The sequence below is a fragment of the Psychrobacter sp. MES7-P7E genome (assembly GCF_002863645.1).
Lineage (GTDB): Bacteria > Pseudomonadota > Gammaproteobacteria > Pseudomonadales > Moraxellaceae > Psychrobacter.
Map to the genome: position 1 here is coordinate 1 of NZ_PJBU01000016.1, position 7,988 is coordinate 7,988.

At 42.1% G+C, this 7,988-nt stretch carries 9 protein-coding genes; 4 read left to right on the plus strand and 5 right to left on the minus strand.

The annotated features are described in order from the left end of the window. On the plus strand, positions 1 to 247 hold a 247-nt coding region (locus CXF62_RS00995; RefSeq protein WP_145990510.1), incomplete at its 5' end, for a GNAT family N-acetyltransferase. Between the two features lie 88 nt (positions 248 to 335). On the opposite strand, the gene dddP is transcribed toward CXF62_RS00995, so the two are convergent. Together dddP and CXF62_RS01005 are read right to left on the minus strand one after the other, a co-directional pair. Then, positions 336 to 1,685: a dimethylsulfonioproprionate lyase DddP gene (gene dddP, locus CXF62_RS01000; RefSeq protein WP_102078382.1), complete on the minus strand. Its 1,350-nt coding sequence runs from the start codon at positions 1,683 to 1,685 to the stop codon at positions 336 to 338. 198 nt (positions 1,686 to 1,883) lie between these two features. Next, the gene (locus CXF62_RS01005) at positions 1,884 to 2,753 is read right to left on the minus strand and encodes a DMT family transporter (protein WP_228153121.1); all 870 of its coding nucleotides are present in this window, start codon (positions 2,751 to 2,753) and stop codon (positions 1,884 to 1,886) included. A 131-nt stretch (positions 2,754 to 2,884) separates the two neighbouring features. On the opposite strand from CXF62_RS01005, the gene CXF62_RS01010 reads away from it, so the two are divergent. Both CXF62_RS01010 and CXF62_RS01015 read left to right on the plus strand, forming a co-directional pair. After that, entirely contained in the window at positions 2,885 to 3,775 is an 891-nt protein-coding gene (locus tag CXF62_RS01010; RefSeq protein ID WP_102092588.1) for a LysR family transcriptional regulator, read from the plus strand. A 122-nt stretch (positions 3,776 to 3,897) separates the two neighbouring features. Continuing rightward, positions 3,898 to 4,644 (plus strand): carbon-nitrogen hydrolase family protein, encoded by a 747-nt coding sequence (locus CXF62_RS01015; RefSeq protein WP_102092589.1) that lies wholly within the window; start codon positions 3,898 to 3,900, stop codon positions 4,642 to 4,644. Positions 4,645 to 4,815: 171 nt separating this feature from the next. On the opposite strand, the gene CXF62_RS01020 is transcribed toward CXF62_RS01015, so the two are convergent. Next, positions 4,816 to 5,403, minus strand: coding sequence for a 2-hydroxychromene-2-carboxylate isomerase (locus tag CXF62_RS01020; protein ID WP_102092590.1), 588 nt, complete (start codon positions 5,401 to 5,403; stop codon positions 4,816 to 4,818). Positions 5,404 to 5,467: 64 nt separating this feature from the next. Continuing rightward, on the minus strand, positions 5,468 to 6,196 hold the full coding sequence (locus CXF62_RS01025) for an SDR family oxidoreductase (RefSeq protein WP_102092591.1): 729 nt from the start codon (positions 6,194 to 6,196) through the stop codon (positions 5,468 to 5,470). Between the two features lie 102 nt (positions 6,197 to 6,298). Between CXF62_RS01025 and CXF62_RS01030 the strand changes: the two genes are divergently transcribed. Further along, the gene (locus tag CXF62_RS01030; RefSeq protein ID WP_101204559.1) at positions 6,299 to 6,772 is read left to right on the plus strand and encodes a winged helix-turn-helix transcriptional regulator; all 474 of its coding nucleotides are present in this window, start codon (positions 6,299 to 6,301) and stop codon (positions 6,770 to 6,772) included. Positions 6,773 to 6,904: 132 nt separating this feature from the next. On the opposite strand, the gene CXF62_RS01035 is transcribed toward CXF62_RS01030, so the two are convergent. Further along, a complete protein-coding gene (locus CXF62_RS01035; RefSeq protein WP_102092592.1) occupies positions 6,905 to 7,954 on the minus strand; it encodes a zinc-binding alcohol dehydrogenase family protein in 1,050 nt (349 codons plus the stop codon). Positions 7,955 to 7,988: the final 34 nt, after the last annotated feature.

The window sequence follows — 7,988 nt, forward strand, 5'->3', positions numbered from 1 at the left end:
TTTTGATAACGAATTACAGTTCTTCTGTGTAGATCCTGACTATCGTCGCCACCGTATTGGAGCGACGCTAATTCAGGCATTTGAGACTTATCTCGTGGCACAGGGCGTAACCACGTATGCATTACATACAGACACTTTATGTACTTATCAGTACTACGATAATAATGGCTATCAACGTGTTGATCAGTATCCTAACCACCTAAATCCGCAGATAATACACTATACCTATGTCAAATCTTTATCTTAACAAGCTTTTATAGATGACCATCAATGATATTCAAATAAGCATAATCCAAAAGCTCTGAGACAATATTCATACAACCAATAAACTATCTTTAATTAGCCAATAAAGCGGCTTCGAATGGATAATTAGTAAGGTTTTCAAACCCAGTGTCTGTAATAATGATTTGATCTTCAAGTTTGACACCACTTTTACCACCAACTCGACCTACATACGCTTCAACGCAGAGTGCCATGCCCGGCTCCAACACACCACTATAGCCATGGCATTCAAGGTCTTCGGGGTAACGAATAGACGGGTATTCATCACAAAGACCAACGCCATGCATCATCACACCATATCTTTGCGCTCTATATTCTTCAGGAAGCAATAAACCAGATTTTGTCACCTCTTCAAATGTCATTCCTGGTTTCAATATATTCATGTTGTGTTGGATATGTTCATAAGCTACCTGATAGAGATGCTTTTGCTCTGCACTTGGCAAGCTCTCTCCAATCATCCAAGTTCGAGACAAGTCTGCACACATTCCATAAGGGCCAATCAGATCTGTATCGAATGCAAGTAACTCACCCTCCTTCACAATTCGAGGGCCGCTTTCTTGAAACCAAGGATTGGTTCTAGGCCCTGAAGAAAGAATTCGACATTCTATCCACTCACCACCTCGACGAATATTTTCCGCATGAAGAATAGACCATATGTCATTCTCAGTGATACCGGGTACTATTGCTTCTTGCATGCACTTCATCGCAACCTCTGTTGAGGCAATTGAACATCGCATGGCATTAATTTCATCTTCGTTCTTAATAGATCGAGCAAACTCCATCACTTCCTGACCATCAAAAACATCGATTCCTAATTGTTTTATCTTATTGAAACCAGCAATTTCCATTTTATCGATAGCCAATCTTTTATTGTCTCCAGCATGTTCCTGTAAAATAGATTGAATTTCTGAAGCAAACCTAGAGTCATGTTCGTCAGTTCTATCACCGGTTTCAAAGTAGAAGAAAGAAGCGCCTCCTCTGACTTCTTTGATCAAAGGACGGTGTGCTGATAAGTGCTCACAATTGTGAAAATCCCATAAAATAAGATGGCCTGATGCCGATACAAAACAGGCTCTAGAGTGATTATGGGTTACCCATACCTGCATATTTGTGGAGTCAGTCGCATATCGAATATTAAGAGGATCAAACAATAAGATGCCGCCAAGATCTCTTTTCTGTAGTTCTTTTACGATTCTTTGGAGGCGGTATTCGCGCATTCGTGTAAGGTTAGGAGGTGTCAGCCCTAGCTCAGCCCACTCATTGAATGCAAGATCTGTTGGACCTATCTCGACACGGTCATTGTCGTTAAGAGAGCCATCAGCTTTGAACGTGCCACCTCGACGCCGTGAAGGGTCTATTTTTCGATTTGAAGATGTGACTGAGAATGTGGTTATATTGCTCATTATTTGGCCTACCTCATAGTAATAACTCCAACAAACACAGGCTCCATTGAAGACTAGAGCCTTGCGTGAATGGTTGTATCTATAGTAATTTGCCACAGAAAATGAGTATGAAAAAACGATTTAAACACACGAATTCATGACATAAAGTCATGCTAATATTATGACGCTTTCTTTCTCCGCTCTCTATGTTTCAAAACGCTATAAGGCTGTTCTTTTATATTTAATAGACTCAAGCGTGGCGAGCCAAATTAAAGGTAAGACAATAAGAGCCGAACCTATCAAAAGACTGATATCAGGTATTTCATCAAACCATATGATGCCGATAACCACTGCTCCTAACAGACCGGTATATTCTGCACTAGATATTTTATGTGCTTCAACCGCTCGGTAGACCAGTACGCAGATACCCGCATAGATCAAAATAAACAAATTTGAGCCTGCTGCTATCCATAGCGCGTACCAACTCAAAGGGGCATTTTCCCAAATAGCCAAACCAAGCCCCAACGGTATTCCGACTAAATTGGTCAAAAACAAGGTCTGAGCAACGGTGTGATTCGAAGGCAATTTACGCACTAGTAGGTTGTTTGTCGCCATGGTTAAGGCCACGATCAGCGCAAATATAGCACCCATATTAATTTGTGTTGGTTTTACCACGACAAGAATACCTATGAAGCCTAGTATTGCCACAATGATGCTTGGTGCTGTGAGTCTGTCTTTATAAAACAGAAACCCTAACGGCAACATCAGTAAAGGTGCAGTATAAAAAATCGCATTGACCGTGGCTAGCGGTAGCGCTTGGATAGACAACACCATGAATACCGCGCCAAACAACCAAATATGCCCACGTACAAAATGCCATTTTACGTTACTAAGTAGCTTGGCTTTTTGGTTGAATAAACAAAACGGTAGCAGCATCAAGACAGCTGTTAGCTGACGCAATAGCACAAACTGATAGACGGCTGCGCCATCAGGCAATTCTTTTATCAGCGCATCTGAAAGGACGGCAATCATGTTTCCTGCAACCAACAGTATCATTGCAAATCCAACACTCATCTTCGGCATTATCATGCTTATACCTATCTCAAAATACATAAAATTTTCAATTAAGCCATTTAATCTAATGGTCGGATAAATAGTATATTCGCGTATACTCATGACGTATAATGATATAAAAACGTTTAGTATTAGTTGAACTCATAATGAAACTCCCCCCATTACGTGCCATACAATGCTTTGAATCTGTAGCAAGGCTCAATAGTTTTTCTAAAGCGGCAGAAAGCCTCAACGTAACGCAAAGTGCTGTGAGTCATCAGGTTCGAACGCTTGAAGAATATCTTGGTGAAGCGTTGTTTTATAGGCAGGGCCGAACCCTTTCTTTAACAGATATAGGTGCTCGCTATTTCACAGAAGTGAATCAATCGCTGACTACTCTATCCAATACCAGTCAGGCCATTCGCCATGATAAGCCTGGCCATATTCGCCTAGCACTGTATAGTTCAGTGGCTGTCAATTGGTTGATTCCTCGGTTAGAAAACTTCCGCGAACAGCACCCAGAGATTGAGCTGACCTTAAATATGGTGACAGACCAAGACGACTATAATGAGCAATGTTCGGATTGCTTTATTACCGTCAATCTACCGAAACGCAATGTAGTCAGCAAGCTTTTATTCGCTGAGAAGCTATTTCCTGTCTGTGGCCAAAAGCTTTGGGCAGAAATAAAGGATCAGCCATTGCCTGAGGCGTTATGGCAACACCCTATACTGTCCGTAAAGTATTCTGACAAAAGTGAAGGTACGGCTAATGATTGGCTAAAATGGTGTAAAGCAGGCGGGTTTGAGCTGCCAAGCGAGGTAAAGATTAATCAATTTAGCCATGAACTGCTTGCCGCACAGGCTGCACGTTATAACTTAGGTATTACGCTTACCGACAACTATATGATGCTAGAACAAACACATCAGCAAAATCTTGTCAAAATCCCAATGCATGAATTACTCACTGGCGACAGTTTCTATTTCTTTTATAATGACTTAAAGTCAAATCAACCAGACATCATTAAATTGAGTCGTTGGTTAGAGTCACAATGTCTTTAAAAGTGTTTTAAATAGCATTTTAAATAAGTGTTTCTAAAGACCGTCATTAACGAATATTACCTATAATTGCGACCAATAAGCACTGTGAAAGTATCAACCCCCTACGATAAAGAGCAAGACCTATGCAAATAATCCTCAATCAAATGGATATTACCGATTATCAAGTATCAGTAAATGCTGCCGCGATATTAAAATCAATCCATGATCATCAAGTTTGTGATGGCTTTATGATTTTTCCAGAACTTGCTTTGACTGGCTTTCCGACGCTAGACAATATTGAAGCGTTGTATCATCAATCAACAGAGCACTTCCAAAGTATATTGGAAGCAAGCAAAAATACAGATTCAACCATCATTATTGGACATATTGACAAACAGGATCAACTTTTCTATAACGCATGTTCTTTTATAAAAAACGGCAAAATCATTCATAAACACCTAAAGTCAAAGCTTTGGCTTGATGATGTTGGGGTATTTACCAGCGGAGAAGACCTGTCAGTGGTTAGCATTAATGATGTGGTTTGCGGTGCTCAGATTTGTTTTGAGCTAGAGTTTCCAGAAGGCTCAAGAGCACTGGCAAAAAAAGGCGCCAAAATTATTTTTATGCCAAATGGCAACATGTCTCCCTATGCGAATGTCCATTATGTACTGACTCAAGCGCGTGCCATTGAAAACCAATGTTTTGTGATTACCTGCAACGGTGTGGGCGTCGGTCATGGCGGTCAGTTTGTAGGAGAGAGCCTAATCGTCTCTCCTACAGGAAGCATTATAAAAAAACTTGGTTCGTCGCCAGACATAGTAACAGTAGATATAGATTTAGAGGAACTAGAGCAGTCTAAGCAAAACTATCACTATATAGATTTGTCTTAATGTAACCATAGAGCTTAATCATTAAACTGAGTGGCAAGGTTGTTTTCTAGAGAAACCACAGTGAAGAAAAATCACGGTTACTTATCGCGGCTGATGTCTGGCAGGTTGAGAACCAATGGACTATCGTTGAGCTAGTACAGCGCAATCTATATATCCTATGACTTACTATGCTCAGTCTCTCAAAGCATCTTCAACAAAGCTCAACCGGTCTTGACCAAAAAACATCTCACCATTTACGAAGAAACTTGGTGCCCCAAATACGCCTCGTGCTACTGCTTCTTCGGTACTAGATTTTAAACGCGCCTTGACCTCAGGCTCACTAATACGCGCCATAAAATCAGTTGGCTCAACGCCTACTTTCGACAGAACTTCAGCCACGACTTCTGGTGATTCCATATTTAACTTTTCAGCCCATAGCGCATTAAAGATAGCGGATAAATAACTCTCAAATTTAGGTGTCCCCAAATAAGCAGTAACACCGCGCATAAGCTGCATCGTATTGACTGGGAAAAATGGATTGAAGCGAAAAGGCACGTCATAGATGGCTGAAAAACGCTTAAGGTCTTTGAGCATATAAGCGCCTTTAGCAGGTACGGCAGCTGGTGAGGTGTTACCAACAGCTTGGAACACTACGCCAAGTAACATAGGTCGCCAAACAATCTCGGCATTGTGACGCTGCGCGATACTCGCTAACTGTGTCCATGCCAAATAACTGGCTGGGCTACCCACATCAAAGAAAAACTCTACTTGTTTACTCATCTTTGCATTCCTTGCAATATATTAAAAATCCATTAAAATTTTGACGGTTATTAACCAGATAAGATTAAAAAGTTTCCATCCATGGGCGTAAATCCAGCTCATGCGTCCAGCTATCTCTTGGCTGACAGTGCAACTGCCAATACTGCTCAGCGATATGTTCTGGATTTAAAATACCATCTTGGTCTTTTAGCTCATAGCGCTCAGGAAAGTTGTCACGAATAAAATCAGTATCAATAGCACCGTCAATGATAGGGTGTGCGACATGTATGCCTTTAGGTCCCAACTCGCGCGCCAGGCTTTGTGCCAGTGCCCGCAGAGCAAACTTAGCACTAGCAAAAGCTGAAAAACCTTTACTACCGCGTAAAGACGCTGTTGCACCCGTAAAAATAATTGTCCCCCTCTCACGTGGAATCATGACTTTTGCCGCTTCTCTACCTGTCAAAAATCCAGCCAAAGCACCCATCTCCCACACTTTACGATAGACCCTCTCTGTCGTATCTAAGATGGAGAAATGCACGTTTGCACCGATGTTAAACACCACTACTTCAATCGGCCCAATGTCTTTTTCAATATGAGCAAACAGCTCAACCATCTCTTGCTCGACACGTGCATCACAACCAAATGGCTTGACTACTCCTCCAGCCGCTTCGATATCACTGACTAATGTCTCTAGCTTCTCAACAGTCCTTCTGGTCACGCACAAAGTAAAACCTTCTCGCGCAAAACGTTTGGCAACAGCACTGCCAGTGGCATCGCCTGCGCCGATTACAACTGCTACGGGTGCTCTGTTCATGTCTATTTCCTTATAGGTTCCTTTTTAGAACTAACAAAAACATAGCTTTATTTTTGGACCCTGTCAAGCTAACCTATAGCTTAAAGATAAAGGAGATAACCTATGCGCTGGGATGAACTGAACCAACAGTCTTGCTCGGTGGCTCGCACTTTAGCAGTCATTGGTGATCGTTGGACGCTCATGATTTTACGTGATTGTTTTTTGGGAGTCAGACGATTCGACGTATTTGAGCAACGCTTGGGCATTACACGTCATGTCCTATCTAACCGTCTTCGTAAATTGGTTGAATACGATATTTTAAAAAAAGTCGCCTATCAGCAGCGGCCGCTACGTGAGGAATATAGACTGACAGAGTGTGGATTAGATTTGCACTCTGTCGTACTGGCATTGGTCAGTTGGGGTGATAAATACATGGCTGATGAACGCGGGGCACCGCTGTTGCATAGACACAAGGCATGTGGTCACATTATGCATCCGGTGACAGTATGCTCCAAGTGCGCTGAGCCCATTACTGCACGTGATATTGAGGTTGAGATAGGACCCAAATGGATCGGTAATGATGAAGTAAGTATTTAATATAGTAGCGGTTTATAAGCCATTAGAGCTAGATATCAGAACACTTTATTTAAAAGACTTAACCTTTTACGGCTGTACCGTATTTCAGCCTAAAGTGTTCCGAACCCTCGTTAACTATTAATCTAAATGGCGTTATGCAGACCAGCCTTCTAATACAATCTTGCCATGCGCTTGCTGTTTTTCTAGCATTTGGTGCGCACTACGTAGATGTTCAGCGGTGATAGCCCCAAGATTGTGAGCAACTGTGGTTTTGATCTCGCCTGCATCAATCAATTTTGCCACCGCATTTAATAAATGATGCTGTTCAATCATGTCTGGCGTATTGAACATTGAGCGTGCAAACATAAATTCCCAATGCAGACTTAAGCTTTTGGTTTTAAGCGGGTTGGCATCTAGTGATTTTGGATCATCAATCAGTCCAAGCTTACCCTGCGGCTTTAAACATTTAATGATTTCTTCGTAATGATCTTCAGTGTTATTGAGACTCACCACGTAGTCTACTTCAGCAATACCTGTTTTTTGTAGTTCATCAGACAATGGGTTGCGGTGATTGATAACATGATCAGCACCCAAATCTTTGAGCCACTGCACGCTCTCATCTCTCGAAGCCGTACCGATAATCGTGGCAGATGTTCTTGTTTTTAATAACTGAGTTAGGATAGATCCAACGCCGCCCGCTGCGCCAATGACCAATACTGAGACGTCATCAGCGTTCTCGCTACTACCGCTGTCATTCGCTGCGCTATCAGAGACAGGCACTTGCAAACGATCAAATAACATCTCCCAAGCTGTAATCGTCGTCAGTGGTAATGCTGCTGCCTCAGCGAAAGACAAAGAGGCTGGCATGTGCCCAACGATACGCTCATCGACCAACTGATATTCAGCATTGCTGCCTGAACGGGTCAAATCTCCAGCATAATAGACATTGTCGCCTACTGAGAATAAACTGACGTCTTCACCGACAGCCGTCACAGTACCAGCAGCATCCCAACCAATAACAGCATACTCACCCTCTGCAGCAGGACGCCCTTCACGGATTTTGTAATCTACTGGATTGACTGATATGGCTTTTACTTCTACGAGAATATCGCGACCTGAAGCAACTGGTTTATCAAGGGTGATGTCTTGTAGCGATTGTTCATTATCGATAGGTAGATTGTTTTGATAACCAATGGCTTTGATAGTTTGCATAATAGACCTCTTGCAAAAGTCATAG

Excerpts from the sequence above, each read along its gene's own strand:
- dddP (WP_102078382.1), bottom strand. The coding sequence starts at position 1,685 with ATGAGCAATATAACCACATTCTCAGTCACATCTTCAAATCGAAAAATA.
- CXF62_RS01005 (WP_228153121.1), bottom strand. The coding sequence starts at position 2,753 with ATGATAATGCCGAAGATGAGTGTTGGATTTGCAATGATACTGTTGGTT.
- CXF62_RS01010 (WP_102092588.1), top strand. The coding sequence starts at position 2,885 with ATGAAACTCCCCCCATTACGTGCCATACAATGCTTTGAATCTGTAGCA.
- CXF62_RS01015 (WP_102092589.1), top strand. The coding sequence starts at position 3,898 with ATGCAAATAATCCTCAATCAAATGGATATTACCGATTATCAAGTATCA.
- CXF62_RS01020 (WP_102092590.1), bottom strand. The coding sequence starts at position 5,403 with ATGAGTAAACAAGTAGAGTTTTTCTTTGATGTGGGTAGCCCAGCCAGT.
- CXF62_RS01025 (WP_102092591.1), bottom strand. The coding sequence starts at position 6,196 with ATGAACAGAGCACCCGTAGCAGTTGTAATCGGCGCAGGCGATGCCACT.
- CXF62_RS01030 (WP_101204559.1), top strand. The coding sequence starts at position 6,299 with ATGCGCTGGGATGAACTGAACCAACAGTCTTGCTCGGTGGCTCGCACT.